This is a genomic window from Acetobacter sp. DmW_136, from assembly GCF_008690365.1.
GTDB classification, from domain to species: Bacteria; Pseudomonadota; Alphaproteobacteria; order Acetobacterales; family Acetobacteraceae; genus Acetobacter; species Acetobacter oryzifermentans.
In genome coordinates, this window is sequence record NZ_VHON01000006.1 from 58,785 (window position 1) to 75,662 (window position 16,878).

General features: G+C 53.4%; 20 protein-coding genes and 1 tRNA gene. 14 read left to right on the forward strand and 7 right to left on the reverse strand.

Features of this window, described 5'->3' with window-relative positions; translation table 11 throughout:
* Positions 1-124: 124 nt before the first annotated feature.
* The 7 genes from hpnA (at position 125) to FKW31_RS02230 (ending at position 8,348) form a co-directional block, all read left to right on the forward strand.
* Complete coding sequence (gene hpnA / locus FKW31_RS02200; RefSeq protein WP_150177431.1) at positions 125-1,120, forward strand: hopanoid-associated sugar epimerase; 996 nt, start codon at positions 125-127, stop codon at positions 1,118-1,120.
* A 10-nt stretch (positions 1,121-1,130) separates the two neighbouring features.
* On the forward strand, positions 1,131-2,327 hold the full coding sequence (locus FKW31_RS02205; protein ID WP_150177433.1) for a glycosyltransferase: 1,197 nt from the start codon (positions 1,131-1,133) through the stop codon (positions 2,325-2,327).
* Positions 2,328-2,439: 112 nt separating this feature from the next.
* Entirely contained in the window at positions 2,440-3,300 is an 861-nt protein-coding gene (gene hpnC / locus FKW31_RS02210) for a squalene synthase HpnC (protein ID WP_150177435.1), read from the forward strand.
* A gap of 98 nt (positions 3,301-3,398) precedes the next feature.
* A complete protein-coding gene (gene hpnD / locus FKW31_RS02215; RefSeq protein WP_035352759.1) occupies positions 3,399-4,277 on the forward strand; it encodes a presqualene diphosphate synthase HpnD in 879 nt (292 codons plus the stop codon).
* Positions 4,278-4,298: 21 nt separating this feature from the next.
* Positions 4,299-5,597: a hydroxysqualene dehydroxylase HpnE gene (gene hpnE, locus FKW31_RS02220; protein ID WP_150177437.1), complete on the forward strand. Its 1,299-nt coding sequence runs from the start codon at positions 4,299-4,301 to the stop codon at positions 5,595-5,597.
* Positions 5,598-5,662: 65 nt separating this feature from the next.
* A complete protein-coding gene (gene shc / locus FKW31_RS02225; RefSeq protein ID WP_150177439.1) occupies positions 5,663-7,633 on the forward strand; it encodes a squalene--hopene cyclase in 1,971 nt (656 codons plus the stop codon).
* 4 nt (positions 7,634-7,637) lie between these two features.
* Positions 7,638-8,348 (forward strand): hypothetical protein, encoded by a 711-nt coding sequence (locus FKW31_RS02230; protein WP_150177440.1) that lies wholly within the window; start codon positions 7,638-7,640, stop codon positions 8,346-8,348.
* 6 nt (positions 8,349-8,354) lie between these two features.
* Here the strand turns inward: FKW31_RS02230 and FKW31_RS02235 are convergent, their stop codons facing one another.
* The 7 genes from FKW31_RS02235 to FKW31_RS02265 all read right to left on the reverse strand — a co-directional run bounded on the left by FKW31_RS02235 (position 8,355) and on the right by FKW31_RS02265 (position 12,742).
* Positions 8,355-8,678 (reverse strand): hypothetical protein, encoded by a 324-nt coding sequence (locus FKW31_RS02235; protein WP_238332714.1) that lies wholly within the window; start codon positions 8,676-8,678, stop codon positions 8,355-8,357.
* Positions 8,656-10,182, reverse strand: coding sequence for an efflux transporter outer membrane subunit (locus tag FKW31_RS02240; protein ID WP_089178413.1), 1,527 nt, complete (start codon positions 10,180-10,182; stop codon positions 8,656-8,658). The genes FKW31_RS02235 and FKW31_RS02240 overlap by 23 nt, the downstream gene beginning before the upstream one ends.
* Positions 10,183-10,191: 9 nt before the next feature.
* Entirely contained in the window at positions 10,192-11,103 is a 912-nt protein-coding gene (locus FKW31_RS02245) for an HlyD family secretion protein (protein ID WP_003625609.1), read from the reverse strand.
* 26 nt (positions 11,104-11,129) lie between these two features.
* Positions 11,130-11,324 (reverse strand): DUF1656 domain-containing protein, encoded by a 195-nt coding sequence (locus FKW31_RS02250; protein WP_019088863.1) that lies wholly within the window; start codon positions 11,322-11,324, stop codon positions 11,130-11,132.
* Positions 11,325-11,346: 22 nt separating this feature from the next.
* The gene (locus FKW31_RS02255) at positions 11,347-11,841 is read right to left on the reverse strand and encodes a MarR family winged helix-turn-helix transcriptional regulator (protein WP_006116765.1); all 495 of its coding nucleotides are present in this window, start codon (positions 11,839-11,841) and stop codon (positions 11,347-11,349) included.
* Positions 11,842-11,974: 133 nt separating this feature from the next.
* Positions 11,975-12,400, reverse strand: a complete 426-nt coding sequence (locus FKW31_RS02260) for a phage holin family protein (protein WP_006116764.1) — start codon at positions 12,398-12,400, stop codon at positions 11,975-11,977.
* Positions 12,401-12,439: 39 nt separating this feature from the next.
* Positions 12,440-12,742, reverse strand: a complete 303-nt coding sequence (locus FKW31_RS02265) for a hypothetical protein (protein ID WP_003625602.1) — start codon at positions 12,740-12,742, stop codon at positions 12,440-12,442.
* Between the two features lie 73 nt (positions 12,743-12,815).
* On the opposite strand from FKW31_RS02265, the gene FKW31_RS02270 reads away from it, so the two are divergent.
* From FKW31_RS02270 to FKW31_RS02295, 7 genes are all read left to right on the forward strand, one after another.
* Positions 12,816-13,931, forward strand: coding sequence for an ATP-binding cassette domain-containing protein (locus FKW31_RS02270; RefSeq protein ID WP_150177442.1), 1,116 nt, complete (start codon positions 12,816-12,818; stop codon positions 13,929-13,931).
* Positions 13,932-13,966: 35 nt separating this feature from the next.
* Positions 13,967-14,551, forward strand: coding sequence for a hypothetical protein (locus tag FKW31_RS16290; protein ID WP_238332715.1), 585 nt, complete (start codon positions 13,967-13,969; stop codon positions 14,549-14,551).
* A complete protein-coding gene (locus tag FKW31_RS16295) occupies positions 14,478-15,080 on the forward strand; it encodes an extracellular solute-binding protein (RefSeq protein WP_238332716.1) in 603 nt (200 codons plus the stop codon). Before FKW31_RS16290 ends, FKW31_RS16295 begins: the two co-directional genes overlap by 74 nt.
* Entirely contained in the window at positions 15,062-15,499 is a 438-nt protein-coding gene (locus tag FKW31_RS02280; RefSeq protein ID WP_150177444.1) for a spermidine/putrescine ABC transporter permease, read from the forward strand. Before FKW31_RS16295 ends, FKW31_RS02280 begins: the two co-directional genes overlap by 19 nt.
* Positions 15,496-15,951, forward strand: a complete 456-nt coding sequence (locus FKW31_RS02285) for a YcgN family cysteine cluster protein (protein WP_150177446.1) — start codon at positions 15,496-15,498, stop codon at positions 15,949-15,951. The genes FKW31_RS02280 and FKW31_RS02285 overlap by 4 nt, the downstream gene beginning before the upstream one ends.
* A gap of 66 nt (positions 15,952-16,017) precedes the next feature.
* The gene (locus FKW31_RS02290) at positions 16,018-16,695 is read left to right on the forward strand and encodes a M48 family metallopeptidase (protein WP_150177564.1); all 678 of its coding nucleotides are present in this window, start codon (positions 16,018-16,020) and stop codon (positions 16,693-16,695) included.
* Positions 16,696-16,767: 72 nt separating this feature from the next.
* A tRNA-Leu gene (locus tag FKW31_RS02295) sits at positions 16,768-16,851 on the forward strand.
* Positions 16,852-16,878: the final 27 nt, after the last annotated feature.

The window sequence follows — 16,878 nt, forward strand, 5'->3', positions numbered from 1 at the left end:
TTACACCACCACGGGGTCTGGCGCCACCTCGGACAGCAGGATAAAGAAACAGACCTGCCGTTCGGGATTAACGTCCTTACCACTTTTATTTACGTATCGTACCTCTGGGGGAGCGTATATTCTCATGACTGCCCATACCCTCGTAACCGGCGCAACAGGCTTTGTTGGTTCCGCCGTAGCCCGCACTTTGCTGGAACGGGGGCATTCCCTGCGGCTAATGGTGCGCGAAGGCAGCGATAGACGCAATATTGCGGATATTCCTGCCGATTTGGTGGACGGTGATCTTTCTCGCCCAGAAACCTTTGCGCGTGCGGTAGAAGGGTGCCGCTACGTATTCCACGTTGCTGCCGATTACCGGCTATGGGTGCCAGACCCTGCCCCTATGATGACAGCAAACGTAGAGGGCACCCGCCAGCTTATGCTGGCCGCAAAAGCGGCTGGTGTTGAAAAAATTGTGTATTGTTCCTCTGTTGCGGCATTGGGCCTGATTGGTGATGGTTCCATTGCCGATGAAAACACCCCCGTACAGGAACATGCCGTTATTGGCATTTACAAGCGCTCTAAATACCGGGCCGAGCAGGAAGTGCTGCAATTAGTGCGTGATCAGGGGCTACCGGCGGTTATCGTAAACCCTTCCACACCCGTTGGCCCGCGAGACATCAAACCCACCCCCACCGGGCAGATGATTCTGGATTGTGCCGCAGGCCGCATGCCCGCCTATGTAGATACAGGCGTGAATATTGTACATGTAGATGACGTGGCTGAAGGCCATGCGCTAGCGCTGGAACGTGGCACCGTTGGCGAAAAATATATTCTGGGCGGAGAAAACTACCTGCTGGGCGATCTGTTCGCTATGGTTTCAGAAATTGCCCACGTGCCGCCGCCAAAAATCAGGCTGCCGCAGGAAGTCATCTGGCCTGTGGCAATTGTGTCCGAATGGCTTTCCCGCTCCTTTGGCATCAACCCACGTGTAACGCGTGAGATGTTGGCCATGTCCCGCAAAAAAATGTTCTTCTCATCCGATAAAGCCAAGCATGCACTAGGGTATAACCCGCGTCCGGCACGCAAGGCGGTGGAAGATGCCATTACCTGGTTCCGCAATAATGGCATGCTGAAATAGGAGAGCAGCAGTGATACTGGCTCTGGCTATCTTATGCGCCATTATCTGGATTGGGCTGATATTTTTTCATGGAAAGTTCTGGCAGGCTGGCCCCATTCTGCAACCCGCAGACGCAGGCCGGACGCGCATGGATATTGCGCCGGATGTTACGGTGGTTGTACCTGCTCGGGATGAAGCTGAATCCATTCAGCCAGCCCTCTCTTCTTTGCTGGCGCAGGATTACATGGGCCGCCTTTCCGTTATTTTGGTAAATGATCGCAGTACGGATAGCACAGGGGATCTCGCACGGACTTTGCCCGACCCTCTCAACCGCCTGACCGTTGTAGATGGGGCTGAGCCTTCTGCTGGCTGGAGCGGTAAATTATGGGCCGTTGCCCAAGGGGTGGCAGAGGCGGAGCGCCAATGTGCAGATGGCAGCGGTTACATACTGTTTACAGATGCAGATATTCTGCATGCTCCAGCACATGTTTCTACCTTGGTGGCCAAGGCGCAAACAGACCGTTTGCACATGGTTTCCGAAATGGTGGAACTTCAGTGCGAAAGCCTTGCTGAGCGCGCTTTGGTGCCAGCTTTTGTATTCTTTTTTGCCCTGCTTTATCCGTTCGCCAAGGTGAATAACCCCAAAGATAAAACGGCCGGAGCCGCTGGGGGCACCATTTTACTGCGCCGCGATATGCTCCGCCAGATTGGCGGCATTGAAGCCCTGCGTGGCGCCCTGATAGATGATTGCACACTGGCAAGCTGCGTCAAACAAGCTGGCGGCCACTTGTATCTAGGCCATTCCTGCTTGGCCAAATCTGTTCGTCCCTATCCAACGGCTGGCGATATCTGGCGTATGATTGCGCGCACGGCTTACGTGCAGTTACGCTTTTCACCCGCGCTATTGGTGTTAACCGTATTAGCCATGATTTTGGTGTGGCTTGCCCCTGCTGCACTTGCTTTTCTGGCGCATGGGCCTGCACAATGGGTTGGAGCAGCCACGTTTGCCATCTCTCTCTGCTCCTTTATACCTACGCTGCGGCGCTTTCGCCTTTCGCCTTTATGGGCATTGGCGTTGCCGTTTATTGCGCTGTTTTATACAGCCGCCACTATCGGGTCCGCCCTTAACCACCACCGGGGTAAAGGTGTGGTCTGGAAAGACCGCGCCTATACCGAAGCCATACCCAATGATGGGCGCACGCTAGAACAAAAAAGCCGGCGCGCCTGAAATATATCTGAAGCCTCCCTCTGGGCAGGGCCGCAGTTAAGGGATAGGCATTCCCGGCAGCCTCATGTAAATCACGGGGCTGCCCTTATCGCGCAATCATATTGAGCCAGGCATGACCAACACAACCAGCGTATGGGGAACAGCAGACGTTTCATCCGGCAAGGGAGCTTCGGATGAAAACTTTCCCGTCGGTTCCCTACTAATCAGCAAAAAGCTGCGCCCGCACGTGCATGCCTACTACGATTACGCGCGTGTTATTGATGACATTGCAGATAGTGAAACCCTTGCCCCCGATGACAAGATTACACGCCTGAATGCAATGGAAGAGGTTTTGCTCGGCAAGCGGGACCCGATCAACCGGCCCGATGCCCAAAGTGCAGCAACGTTGCGCCGGTCTCTTCTGCAAACGCATGTTCCGTTTGAAACGGCAACGGATCTGCTGATTGCCTTCCGCAACGATTCGCGCGGGCATGTCTATCAGACATGGGATGATCTGCTGCAATACTGCCGGTATTCCGCCAACCCTGTGGGCCGTTATCTGATTGGCCTGCACGAAGAATCTTCCGCCGCCTTTGCGCCCTCCGATGCACTGTGCACATCACTACAGATTCTAAACCACCTTCAGGATTGCTCTGGTGATCTCAAGCGCCTGAAGCGCTGCTACATCCCCGCAGATATGATGCAACGTTGCGGCACATCGCAGCAGGATCTGCTGGCTGGTAGCACCTCTCCTGCTCTGCGGCGTGTTTTCAACACCATGCTGGACGGGGTAGATGCCCTCAACCAGCAGGCTTCCGCCTTAGCTGCCCATATCCGTGACCGCCGATTCCGTATGGAATGTGCTGCTATTGTAGAACTGGCACACTGCCTTACCCGCCGCCTGCGGCGTGAAGACCCACTGGCAAGGCGTGTGGCCTTGCGTCGGGCAGACGGCATGCATGCAGCCATTGCGGCCCTGCGGGCATGGGCATGACCTTTCCGAATGGCAGAACTTCTGTAAAAAGAGCCTGACCAAATAACTTTGACAATCGAACAACAAGTGAGAAGCGCGTGACAACCCCAGACATCCAGATGCATGACGAGCCGACCCCCCTTGGGTGTGATCCTGCTGATCTTGCCTGGGTGGAAAGTACGGTCAAACAGGCGGGAACTTCCTTTGCCGCTGGCATGCGTATCCTGCCCCCCATGCGCCGCTACGGCATGTATGCCATTTACGCTTTCTGCCGTGTGGTGGACGATATTGCCGATGGCCTGGCCCCGTTGGCAGAACGCACACAGGCATTGGAGGAATGGCACAAAAAGATTGCCCACCTGTATCAGGACAGGCTTGAAACCCCGCACGAACCGCTGGAACGCGTTCTGCTAGCCGCCATTCCGTTCTTTGCGCTGCAACAGGCAGATTTTGATGCCATCATTGATGGCATGCTGATGGATACCGCCACCCCGATTGTAGCGCCGGATGAAAAAACGCTGGATCTTTACTGTGATCGCGTAGCCGCAGCCGTTGGCCGTTTGTCTGTGCGTATCTTTGGTGAGTGCTCTGATGAAGGCAATAAGGTTGCCTATCATCTGGGCCGCGCCCTGCAGTTAACCAACATCCTGCGTGATCTGCCCGAAGATGCCGCACGTGGCCGCCTGTATCTGCCATCCGATCTGCTAGATCGGTTTAACGTGCCTCATGATCCGGTAAAGGCACTTACCGCCCCCGGCTTACAGGAAGTTACCAAAATTATAGCTGCTCGTGCGCAGGATCACTTCACAACGGCATTTGCCACCATGAAGCTTTGCCGCCCCCGCACCATGCTGCCAGCCCGCATTATGGGTGCCAGCTATGAAACGGTGCTGAAAAACCTGCGCAAACGTGGATGGGGGCCTGATGTACTGCGCCAGCGGCCCGAAAGCTCCACCGTAGGCAAGGTTTACGCGCTCGCCTGCTCTTATCTTCCCTGATCGCACGATAAGGAAACGGTGATGACAGGCACTTTGCATATTATTGGTGCGGGCATGGCCGGTTTGGCCGCTGCGGTAGAAGCGGCGGGCTCTCGCCCACGCATTATCGTGCACGAAGCAGGCCGCGCCTGTGGCGGACGGGCGCGCTCTTATATGGATCGTCAGCTTGGTTGCCGCATTGATAACGGTAACCATCTGCTGCTTTCTGCCAACAAAACTGTTTTCCGTTATCTGGGGCTTACCGGCGCGCTGGACACCTTAACCGGCCCCCACGCGCCACTTTTCCCCTTTGTAGATCTGGCCGAAGATGCGCGCTGGACATTAAACCTTTCCCGCGGGCGTATGCCGTGGTGGGTATTTCAGCCACATCGGCGTGTGCCGGATATGCGCCTGCCTGATTTGCGCAGCCTGTACCGCTTGATGAACGCAGGTGAAAACGAAACAGTTGCAGATTGCCTATTGCCCGGTGCCTTCGCCCGGCGGCTTTTAGAGCCGTTTGCTATTTCCGCCCTTAATACGCTTACCGATACCGGAAGCGCCGCATTGCTGGGTGCTGTTATTCGCGAATCTCTTTCCTTGGGGGGGACGGCCTGTATGCCGTGGTTTGCCAAGGTTGGCCTTTCCGAAACCTTGGTGGATCCGGCCCTGAAGCATTTGCAGGACATGAATGTAGAAGTGCGCACCCAAAGCCGTATTACCGGTGTGGAAGAAGCGCGCGGCCGCATTACAACCCTGCATACACCCGAAGAAGACATTACCTTGGGGCCTGATGATTCCATCATCATGGCTGTACCTGCTCCTGTGGCGCAGAGTCTCTTAGCCAACAAGATTGCTGGCATAACCGCCCCAACGGAATTTGAAAGCATTCTAAACCTGCATTTCAAGCTGGATGAACGCCCCATTCCACAAGGCTCTTTTGCGCAATGTGGGTTTATGGGCGTTATTGGCGGCGTAACGGAATGGGTTTTCCTGCGCGAAAACATTCTGTCTGTTACCGTAAGCGCCGCCAACCGCTATGCAGACCAGAATCAGGATGATCTGGCCCGCACCATCTGGCAGGAAGTCTGCCAGGCTTGTGATGCCGTGCTGGAGCAACCTCTTCCGGCCACACCGGCGGCCCAACGTGTTGTGTGGGAAAAACGCGCAACCTTTGCAGCCACACCTGAACAAAACCGCCTACGCTGTGGCCCTGCTACACCTTTGGTAAATCTGGCTCTGGCCGGAGACTGGACAAACACCGGCTTGCCCGCAACCCTTGAGGGGGCCATGCGGTCTGGCGTGCAAGCTGTTCATACTTTGGGCCTCAAGCACCCTCGGTAATATCCCCGTAAAACGCACTGCGCTCTAAACAGCTTTACGCTTGCAAGCAGAAAGGATTTTCTGACATGGCCGCCGATGGGAGTGCTCTTTCCGAATCACGCCTTTCTTCAGATGTTCTGGATCGTGCGGTTCTAAGTGCGCATACCGCTCTCAGTCAGGCCCAGCAAAATGATGGGCATTGGGTTTATGAGCTGGAAGCCGATGCCACCATTCCTGCCGAATATATCCTGCTCGAACACTTCATGGACAGGATTGACGATGCGCTGGAGCAGAAAATTGCCATCTACCTGCGCCGTATCCAAAGTGAAGAGCACGGGGGCTGGCCCCTTTACCACAATGGCAAGTTTGACCTTTCCGCCACTGTAAAAGCTTACTTTGCGCTCAAAGCCGTGGGGGATGATATAAATGCCCCCCATATGCAGCGTGCACGAGAAGCCATTCTGGATCATGGTGGGGCGGAACGCTCAAACGTGTTTACACGCTCCCAGCTTGCTTTGTTTGGTGAAGTGCCGTGGCGTGCAACTCCGATTATGCCCGTAGAGTTGATGCTGCTGCCTGCCAAGGCATTCTTTTCCGTGTGGAACATGTCTTACTGGTCCCGCACAGTTATTGCGCCGCTTCTGGTGCTGGCAGCCCTCCGCCCTGTGGCGGCAAATCCACGCCAGATCCATGTGCGTGAGTTGTTTGTTACTCCGCCAGAAAAAGTGCAGGACTGGATTCGAAGCCCTTATCGCTCGGCATGGGGATATGTTTTTAAAGGGCTGGATAGCGTTTTGCGGCCCATCGTACCGTTTATTCCCGAAAAAACGCACAAAAAAGCCATTCAAGCCGCCCTTGATTTTATCGAACCTCGCTTAAATGGCAAAGATGGCTTGGGGGCTATTTACCCTGCCATGGCCAACGTGGTGATGATGTATCGGGCCATGGGCGTACCGGATAAAGACCCGCGTGCAAAAACGGCATGGGAAGCCGTGCAGGCCCTTATCGTTGAAAAAGACGATGAAGCCTACTGTCAGCCCTGCGTTTCCCCTATTTGGGACACCGGGCTTTCTGGCCATGCCATGATTGAGGCAGCCTCTGGCCCCAATGGAGTTGCGCCAGAAAAAACGCTTGGCGAGTTGAAAAAAACCTCTGCATGGCTCCGCAGTAAGCAGATCCTGAATGTAAAGGGGGATTGGGCCGTTCGTAACCCCGATCTGGCCCCCGGTGGCTGGGCTTTCCAATACGGGAACGACTATTACCCCGATGTGGATGATACAGCCGTAGTGGGTATGCTGTTGCACCGTGAGGGCGACCCGGCAAATGCTGAAGCCATTGCGCGTGCACGCGCATGGATTGTGGGCATGCAAAGCACAGATGGTGGCTGGGGTGCTTTTGATATCGACAACAACAAGAATGTTCTCAACCACATTCCTTTTGCCGATCATGGTGCATTGCTCGACCCACCCACAGCAGATGTCACCGCACGCTGTATTTCCTTTCTGGCCCAATTGAAAAACCCAGAAGATGAGCCCGTTATCAAGCGTGGACTGGAATATCTGCGCAAGGAGCAGGAAAAAGACGGTTCCTGGTTTGGGCGGTGGGGCACAAACTACATTTACGGCACATGGTCTGCGCTGTGCGCCTTAAATGCTGCTGGCATTTCCCACGATGACCCAGCCGTGGTGAAAGCTGTGGAATGGCTCCGCTCTGTCCAGCAAACAGATGGCGGCTGGGGCGAGGGTTGCGAATCTTATGAAGGCGGCCCACACGGCACGTATGGTGAAAGCCTGCCATCACAAACAGCATGGGCTGTTCTGGGCCTGATGGCCGCAGGTCGGCGGGATGATCCAGCCGTAACGCGCGGCATTGCATGGCTGGCCGACCAGCAGGATGCGAACGGGGAATGGCATGAAGACCCCTATAATGCTGTTGGCTTCCCCAAGGTATTTTACCTGCGTTACCACGGCTACAAGCAGTTCTTCCCGCTTATGGCATTAGCCCGCTATCGCAATCTTGAAAGCAGCAATACCCGCCGCGTTTCCTTTGGGTTCTAAATCAATGACATCAGCCTCTGCCCAGCCTTCGCCCTCTCGCCCCGGCATTCTGGTGGGGTTAAAAGCGGAAGCACGCCTTATCCGCTCTATTTTCCCGCATGCTGCCATTGCCGCTAGTGGCGCGACACATACCGGAGCAAAGCGCGAAGCTGCCAGATTGGTTGCCAGCGGGGCTGATTGTCTGCTCTCCTTTGGCTTGGCTGCGGGGCTGAACCCGGCATTATCTGCTGGCAGCATTGTTATTCCAGAAAAGGTTTCCTGCTGGGGCACAAACGCCGTATGCGATGCCACTTTACGCCATATTTTAGGTGGAGATCAGGCGGGTGTGCAGGGCGGAACGCTGCTGCATAGTGATACCGTGGTAATGGATGCAGCTCATAAGGCGCAGCTTTTTGCACAGTCTCATTGCCCTGCATTAGATATGGAAAGCGGTTTTCTTGCAAAAGCAGCAGAAGAAGCCGGGCTGCCTTTTGCTGTACTACGGGTTGTCTGCGATCCGGCAAACCGTTCCCTGCCCCCCATTGCAGGCTCTGTTCTTTCCCCTGAAGGGGGCCTGCAAATCGGTAAGTTAATGTGTGATATCGTGCGCCACCCAACGCAGATTGGTGGGCTTATTCACCTTGGGCAAGATGCAGCTTTGGCACGTAAAGCCATGATCTCGTTTCTAACGACACAAGCGCAAACCCCTGCCTTTAAACGACTTGCAGGCAACTAATTCTGCCTAGCGCCCATCCATATTGGATACGATTCCATCTGCATCCTCATCATCTGAGGATGCTGCAAATTCTTCCCATACATTGCCTACAGGACGGTTGAGAAGCACAAAGCTACCTCCAACCATCGCTGCACCTATAACAGGAAACAACCACCGAAAAACCAGCATACCCCAGCTATCTTGCGGATGGCTGTACGCCACAGCCCACCACCCCGTAAAACACATCAGCGTAAAGCCACCGGTCATCAATAGGGCAACCAGCAGAATACGCTTGACGTAAGGCGATGCTAACCCGCCCTGCTGCGACTTATTGTTTGAAGGCGCGGGCAAGGAAGTTCTGCGTTTCAAGAGAAACGGGCAAAGTGGTGTTGGTAAGAGCAACACCTTTCCACCCGGCACCCAGAGCCGTGTATAGATTTACCGCATCACGCAGACGCTCCAACTTAGCAAGAGCCTCCATGTTCTGGGCATTCAAGGTGGTGCGTTCGGTTGTCAGCACTTCCAGAAACCCTACCAAACCAGCACCGTAGAGCTTACGCGCACGCTCACTGGCAGTTGCGCTATCTTCTGCGGCTTTATGCAGCTGTTCGGCATATTCAATATCATCATGCCATGCCGCCATGGCATCTTCTACTTCCTTGAAGCCCTGCAAAACAGTCTGACGATACGTGAGACGCGCAGCTTCTGCCGCAGCCTGTGCTGCACGAACTTCTGCCGTCATCTTGCCGCCGTGCATCAATGGCATGCTGGCCATCAGCAGGAACTGCCAGCTCATGGCATTTGCCTGAAACGCCTGATACATGGCCGATGCATTCGGGTTGAATGTAAGCGGCACCACAAAGTGTGGATAGAGATTGGCAACAGCCACACCAATCTGAGCCGTGGCTACAGCATATTGCCGCTCTGCCATACGGATATCCGGGCGGTTGGCAATAACGATAGACGGCAGTGTAGCAGGAAATTCCGGAACAATTGGCAGAGGCCGCGGAATCTTCAATTCCTCTTCCAGTTCACCCGGCATTTTACCCAGCAGCACGGCAATGGCGTGTGTTACCTGCGAAACACGTGTTTTTAGCGGTTCACGCGCAGCAATCTGCGCATCCATTTCGGCCTGTGCCTGTGCAATCTGCAAGGTGTTACCCACACCTTCCAGATACAGCTTGTTGGTTAGGTCCAGCGCATCCTTAGCAACGCGAATGTTATCCGTGGCGATCTTGATCTGAAGCTGCGTAACGCGCAGCAACATATAGTCGGACGCAAGCTCGGATAGCAGACCCATCAGCAACGCGCGGCGGCCTTCAATATTGGCTTCAACCTGATGTTCATGCGCTTCCACATCACGGCGGATACGCCCGAACATATCCAGCTCCCACGATGCCATCACACCATATGTCAACATAGAAGCTTCTGGGCGGTTAGCCGGATTACCCGGACGCAGTGGCCAGTTATCGATGTTGATGGAATAGCGCACATCACCACCGCCCATATTAGCATCCATTTGTGGATACCACTGTGCGGCAGACCGATCACGAATGGCCCGTTCGGCCAGAATACGCTGTCCGGCAATCTGCAGATCGTAGTTGCCCTTAATGGCATCATCCACCAAGCGCGTGAGAATGGGATCTTTGAACAAAGACCACCACTCTGTCATTTCCTTGTTGGTGCGTTCGATCTCTTCAGGCGTAGCCGGATGCTCTTCCTCCGTCTCCTTGAACGCTGCCGGAACCTTCATGCGGTCTGGCTGATAATTTGGCCCTACGGTACAGGCTGACAACAACATGGATGTTGCCAGAAACAGCCCAAGGCGACGACGACCCTTCATGTTCTGTCTCATGTCCTGCGCTTACAGATGATCTTGCAGCCAGGTCGTCAACTTTCCGCGGCGGCCTCTGGGTTCAGGGCCTACGCTCACAGTTGCCGTCATACCTGCTGCCAGCGTGACACTATCGGGCACGTGGTCAATGTGAATACGAACAGGAATACGCTGTGCCAGACGCACCCAGGTAAAGATTGGGTTCACATCCTGCAGCCCCAGCTTATCTGGTGTGCCGTTGGTATCGTTAATACCGCGCGCAATGCTGACAACATGGCCTGTAAGGATAGGCTTATAGCCCATCAGCTTAACGCGGGCTTCATCACCCACGTGTACGCCCCACATCTTTGTTTCTTCGAAATACCCGTAAACCCAGTAGGAGTCGGAATCGATAACGGCCATACGTGCCTGCCCGGCAGAGGCGTAATCGCCCACCCGCAGGTTCAGGTTGGTGATGTAACCATTTACCGGAGAATACAGAACCGAACGCTGCAGGTTCAGTTTGGCCACATCCAAAGCGGCACGCGCTGCATCCACAGATGCAATCTGTGTGGCCACATTGGAGTTAAAGACCTCCTGTTCTTCGGCCGACACAATGCCACCCAAGCCCATACGACGGCGGGCATCATTGCGTTTCAGCTTCAAATCTTCCAATGCGCCATCAAGCCGGGCCTGTGCCTCACGAATAGCAAGACGGAAACGCACCGGATCAAGCACAAACAGCGGGTCACCCTTATGCACAAACTGGTTATCCACGATGGGAATCTGCACCACTGTGCCAGAAACTTCGGGGGCCACGTCCACAACGTAAACACGCACACGGCCATCGCGGGTCCAGGGTGCAATCATATACACGTTCCACAGGGTAATCCCCAGAACGATGGCCAGTGAGACGACCGCAAGGGTCAGAACAACTCGTATCAGGGTGCGCAGAAGGGGCATTGCGGAGACTCAAAAGCCTTTTCGGGTCAGACGTAGAGGATCAGCAGGCAAAGAATACTGACGTATAACGATACTTCGAACAACGCGATATGCCAGAACCAGCCCAGAAGGCCGCTCCACCACAACACGAAGCGAACAAACATTGTAATCGGCAGCGCCGCCAGGGCGTACACGACAATAGGTGCAATAAAAACACCAAATATATTGAATTCAGCTAGCATGACACTGTTCTGGAAACTGGCATTACCGCATGCCTCTTTTATCACCACCAATGGTATCCCGGTGGTTTTGGGCGGCTTGCTCAACCCGGTCAAGAACGCCGCAGCATTCTTCCAGCTCCGTGGTGGAAACATCTTCCGTTAGGCGGGCTGTCACTTCATCCGCCACACGGCTAACAAGAGCAGCAACACTGCGCCCTTCTTCCGTAATACTTACCAGTTTGGAGCGGCGATCTTCTTCATCCGTTTCACGCACCACGTAGCCACGCTTTTCCAGCACATCCAAAAGCCGCACCAGTGAAGGGGCTTCCAAGGAGAGGGAGCGGGCCAGATCTGTCTGGCGCATGGGTGTTTTGGAGAAGTTGAGATAATAAATGGGCCGCCATGTGGCGTCTGTCAGGCCGAAGGCCCGCAGATCGGCATCAATCTCCCGCCGCCACACAGCAGCAAGACGCGCCAGCCGATATCCAAAGAAACGGCGGGGCTCATTGGCCATAACGGGATGATGATTCGGTTCCATTCCCTACCCACACTAGTGAGCGTGCAAACAATTTGCACACTCACGAAAGACAGCGCCATCATTTACAGAAAAAATCCTGCGCGCCAATGCAAATTTGGAATGGAACCTATGGTTTCGTCCAGACTGGACGATTTCAGTCCTTTTTCCGCCGCACAACGTCCCACACTTTGCGAGATCCACCACGGCCCATGGCTGTTGCAACGGTTGCCGTTACGGCTGCCATGGTCATGGAGTCGCGCATCATGGTGATATTGCGGTCACGGGCAATGCGGGCTTCCACTTCCTGCACTGTCAGGTAAGAACGACGGCCAAACAGCACACAAACCAGAGCCACAAACACATCCAGCCCGAATACTGTAAACGCCGCACCTACCGGGCCAAAATGCCCGACAAAAACCAGAAGCACCCAAAGGAGCCCATGCCCTGTAATCAGGGCAAATAGTCCAAATACTGCCGCCATTGCCAACAATACGGCTTGCTTGCCGTATCGTATGGCCATCTGTTGCATCAGGTTAGACTGAGCATTCAGGGCGGATTTACCAAGATCAAAGATACGCATGGGCTCCGAGGCTACCTTTGTTCAGATGACGCACAAGCGTCAGCGTGACAGACGCCCAAGGATAAAGCCCACCACGCCGGAAATGGCAATGGACAACCAGGAAGACTGACCACGATTACGCTTAGCAAGATCGCTTTGTGCATGATCGGCCAGTTCGCGCGCATTGGCAACCGCCTGCTCCTTCAGCGTGCCGGCTTTATCCCCTGCACGGCCCAGCGCTGGCACCAGATGCTGGGTCACAAGGCGTTCAAGATGCGCTTTTACGGCTTCCAATTCGTCCCGCGCCGTGTCGGCTGCGGCTTCACCTGCTGCTTTTACTTCTTTGATTTTATCTGAAGACATGAAAGAAACCTCCGTTTACCTGCCTGAAATATAGTGCACTTTACTTCTAACCCACGGAAAGGGACATAGTTGCATGCATACCACGCATGGCTCATCCACAGCACTGGCGGTTCACAATCTAGCGTTCTTTCACAACGCAGAACCCCTCACGCTTTCTCTACCGGCGGGAAGTTGCACAGCCATACTGGGAATCGGGCAAGACAATGCGGATCTAACCTGTTTGGCAGAAACATTGGCTGGCAGACGCCCCTTTACGGTTGGGCAGATAGAAATTAACGGCACACCATATAACTTAAACACATCTGACCATAAAAAACTGGCAACAATAGGCCCGCACGCGCCCTTGTTTCCGCACATTTCCGTTCTGGACAATATTCTCCTGCCCCTGCGCGCCAGTAGCACGTTTCACAAGTCTGAAATCGCACATCGCGGGGCTGAAATACTGGCCCTGACTGGCTTGGAAGCCCTGCGTGCCCAACCGGCCCGCATACTCAATGCAGAACAGATATTTCGGACGCAGCTAGCGCGCGCCCTGATCATGCAGCCCGATGTTGTGGTTCTGAATCAGCCTTTCGAAAACATGGACCACCCCACCATCCGGCGTGCAATCACATTTTTGGATCGGTTACGCCATGCCATAGGACTGAGCATTCTGCTGCTTTCACGCCAGAAGCAGGACTGTATGATAGCGGCAGATCAGATTGGCGTTATGCAAAATGGCACCCTGTTACAGATAGGAGATGTTGCCACCCTACTAAACCGCCCTGCTTGCCTAAGCGTGGCAGCACAGTTTGGGGATGCCAATGTTATCAGCAGCAAGGTATTACTTATAGAGGATGATATTGCCGAATTGCGCCTGCCATCGGGCGAGACAGTGGAAGCTGTGGCCGATTACAATCTAGAAGAAAATGATCTGGCCAGCATTTGCATTCTGCCTGACCGCCTTTCCGTTCTGTTTCCTCGCTCCGGTGGCATGGAGATAGAAGATAAAACAGATATTGCCTGCACTCTTGTTTCCGCCCATCACATTGGCCACGCCATTGCCATGCGGTTTCGCACCTTGGATGGCACGGAAATTATAGCTCACCGCCCCCTGGTCCATTTGCCGCGTGAACTCCGCCCCGGCAACAAGGCCATATTGGCTTGGCAACCACAGAACGCTATCGCCTTTCCGATGGATGCAAAATAAGGCTAAACTCATCTGCCTTCATTTGGCGGCACTATATGCGCGAGGTCACCCTGTTTTCTTTTTCTTTCCTGCACGGTCGCTCCAGCGGGACACCGTCACCCCACCCTCAGAAACAAGCGCCTTCTGCCGGGATCATTTCCCGACGGAAAGCCCTGCTGGCTGGGTTGGGCGGCGGCGTAATCTCTCTTGCCCCTCAAATGGTTCAGGCGCGTCCTGCGCATAAACACACAATTGCGCATGCAGACGCCGCCTTACGGGTTCTGACATTCTCGGGCAGGATTTGTGACATACAGAAAAAAATCCTTTTTGCCGGATACACACGTCAGACACATCACCGCATCATCACCTCTGGATGGGACGGATCTCTAATCGCTCTCCAACAACAGGAAAAAAACAGCCCCAAACATTGGGCTGCGGTCATGATGGAAAATAGCAGTCTGGCGATAGGAGGCAGCGCAGGCCTGCTTGCCCCTTTGCCTGAAGATGCAGCACAACCCAATTATTCCACCAGCATTGATTACGCTATTGCGTGGGATAGCTCACGTTTTGACACCCCCCCCCAACTGGGCGGACTTTTGGGACGTTGCCCGCCATCCGGGACGGCGCAGCCTACGGCGTGACCCACGCACCACGCTAGAAATTGCCCTACTGGCTGATGGCGTACCATCCGAAATGGTTTACCGCACACTCAACACTCAAGATGGGTTAATACGGGCCTTCCGGAAACTGGATCAGCTACGGCCTTATATTGTCTGGTGGTCCACCCCGGAAGAAGCCGGGCAGATTTTAAAAAGCGGTGGCGCCCTTATGGGGCTTGCGCCTACCGGGGAAATGCTGAACACAGCCGATGGAGATACCAAGCGTTTTGGCATCTGTTGGCAACAACGCTTACAGGTGCGTTACGGCTGGGGAGTGCCACATAGTTCTGCCACCACTGCTACCGCGCTCAGTTTTGTATCATGGCTTGATCAGGCACAGCAGCAGCAAGCATTTTCTAACGCATGGCCATCTCTACCATCCATGAGAGATATGGCCGTGGATACCACCTTACGCCACTTGGCTGCGCCCCTTGTTGTTGATGATATCTTCTGGATAAATCATTTAAACATCATTGCAGAACACTTTGAACAATGGGCACTCCGCAAGTGATTCCTTCTCTGATGCAAATCCCATTGCCTTATTCTTTTTTATGGGGATTTGTCTGCATAAGTATAACAAGCATATTTCTTGTGTTTGTTCTGCTCATGCTGGCATTTGCCATACATGCTGGGCGCATTTTTTATATTTCATTCTTTATGTTGTTTATTCCAGCATCGGTTCTTAGTATTTTTTTGCCTGTTGTCATCAACACACCTTATACTCCTTTTTTACAGGGTGCCTTAAGCTTACCTTTGCTTGCACTATGGCCGCTTGCCAAACTTGAAACCCTACCAGAAGCATGGGGACCTACAGCACGTGAACTGGGGGCAAACCAAAGCGCATGCCTACAGCTCATCATCTGGCCTCTTCTTAAGAAACCTTTAATCGTAAGCTTCTTCCTCTCCCTCTTTTTTGGCATTGCACAATGACGGCACCTTTTTGGGAAACAACCCCACTTACAGAAATGACCACAGAGCAATGGGAAAGCCTGTGTGATGGATGCGGACGCTGCTGCTTGCACAAACTGCGTGATGATGACACGGAAGAACTGCATTACACATCTGTTGCGTGCCGTCTTTTGGATGTTAAAACATGCCAATGCACAGATTACGCGCAACGCCATCGCAAAGTGCAAGACTGCATTACTCTAACACCAGAGATGATTCCTGAACTTGATTGGTTACCGCCTGATTGTGCATATCGCCGTCTTTCGGAAGGGCGTGGCCTACCACAGTGGCACCCATTGCTAACGCATACTGCCCAATCTGTTATCACCGCGGGTGAATCTGCTGCAGGACGCTGTATAAGTGAAAGACGCGCAGGGGCACTGGAAGATTACATTGTTCGTTGGCCCGGCCTTCCTGCTGAGGAATCTCTCTAAAAAACCTTTACCCGGAAAGATGTTTTCTTGAATTGCAAAGAACATTCATCTTGGCCAGAGCATGTTATGCTGCAAGGATATGGTTCTGCAAAAATAATTTGGCGCGTTTCAACAAAAGCCAAACGCTGTATCTTACGAATTTCTGCAAAAGAACAGGCTATTCTTGTTACTTTGCCTAAAGAGTTCCCTTACACACAGGCCTTGGCTTTTGTACATAAACAAGCGCAATGGATTACAATACGCCTTGAAAAATTAGTGCAAACACCACATTTTGCTATTGGTTCCCATATTCCTATTCAAGATAAATACTACACAATTTGCCATGCCCTTCATCGCAAAGGTGGTGCGTGGCTAGAAAATGATTGCCTTTTTGTAAGCGGAGATCCGTCTTTTCTTGCGCGACGCGTGGAAGACTTTCTTAAGCAACATGCAACCAAAATTCTTACTCAAGAAATGCACTGCGTGGCCCAAGCTGTTGGATTACGTCCTACACGGTTAGATATTCGTGACACATCGAGCCGTTGGGGAAGTTGTTCATCTTCTGGACGTATAATGTTGTCATGGCGTTTAATAATGGCACCATTTTTTGTACGCCATTATTTGATTGCCCATGAATTAAGCCATCTGCAACATATGAACCATAGTGCCCAGTTCTGGAAAATGGTTGACACATTCACCCCTCACAGACAGCAAGCCGAAAATTGGCTACAACACTTTGGACCAATTTTACACGCGGCTCGATAAAACATACTGTTGCAGTTCTCTCCGACCATGCTAAAACGCTTTCAATCATCAGAGATGCATCATTGCATCTGCGCGAACTTGGCGGAATGGTAGACGCAGGAGACTTAAAATCTCCAGCCTGTAAAAGGCGTGCGGGTTCGAGTCCCGCAGTTCGCATATCATCTTAAATTATTGTTTTAATTA

Coding starts and splice junctions, on each gene's coding strand:
- hpnA (WP_150177431.1), top strand. CDS start 125: ATGACTGCCCATACCCTCGTAACCGGCGCAACAGGCTTTGTTGGTTCC.
- hpnC (WP_150177435.1), top strand. CDS start 2,440: ATGACCAACACAACCAGCGTATGGGGAACAGCAGACGTTTCATCCGGC.
- hpnD (WP_035352759.1), top strand. CDS start 3,399: ATGCATGACGAGCCGACCCCCCTTGGGTGTGATCCTGCTGATCTTGCC.
- hpnE (WP_150177437.1), top strand. CDS start 4,299: ATGACAGGCACTTTGCATATTATTGGTGCGGGCATGGCCGGTTTGGCC.
- shc (WP_150177439.1), top strand. CDS start 5,663: ATGGCCGCCGATGGGAGTGCTCTTTCCGAATCACGCCTTTCTTCAGAT.
- FKW31_RS02230 (WP_150177440.1), top strand. CDS start 7,638: ATGACATCAGCCTCTGCCCAGCCTTCGCCCTCTCGCCCCGGCATTCTG.
- FKW31_RS02240 (WP_089178413.1), bottom strand. CDS start 10,182: ATGAGACAGAACATGAAGGGTCGTCGTCGCCTTGGGCTGTTTCTGGCA.
- FKW31_RS02245 (WP_003625609.1), bottom strand. CDS start 11,103: ATGCCCCTTCTGCGCACCCTGATACGAGTTGTTCTGACCCTTGCGGTC.
- FKW31_RS02250 (WP_019088863.1), bottom strand. CDS start 11,324: ATGCTAGCTGAATTCAATATATTTGGTGTTTTTATTGCACCTATTGTC.
- FKW31_RS02255 (WP_006116765.1), bottom strand. CDS start 11,841: ATGGAACCGAATCATCATCCCGTTATGGCCAATGAGCCCCGCCGTTTC.
- FKW31_RS02260 (WP_006116764.1), bottom strand. CDS start 12,400: ATGCGTATCTTTGATCTTGGTAAATCCGCCCTGAATGCTCAGTCTAAC.
- FKW31_RS02265 (WP_003625602.1), bottom strand. CDS start 12,742: ATGTCTTCAGATAAAATCAAAGAAGTAAAAGCAGCAGGTGAAGCCGCA.
- FKW31_RS02270 (WP_150177442.1), top strand. CDS start 12,816: ATGCATACCACGCATGGCTCATCCACAGCACTGGCGGTTCACAATCTA.
- FKW31_RS16290 (WP_238332715.1), top strand. CDS start 13,967: ATGCGCGAGGTCACCCTGTTTTCTTTTTCTTTCCTGCACGGTCGCTCC.
- FKW31_RS02280 (WP_150177444.1), top strand. CDS start 15,062: ATGGGCACTCCGCAAGTGATTCCTTCTCTGATGCAAATCCCATTGCCT.
- FKW31_RS02285 (WP_150177446.1), top strand. CDS start 15,496: ATGACGGCACCTTTTTGGGAAACAACCCCACTTACAGAAATGACCACA.
- FKW31_RS02290 (WP_150177564.1), top strand. CDS start 16,018: ATGCTGCAAGGATATGGTTCTGCAAAAATAATTTGGCGCGTTTCAACA.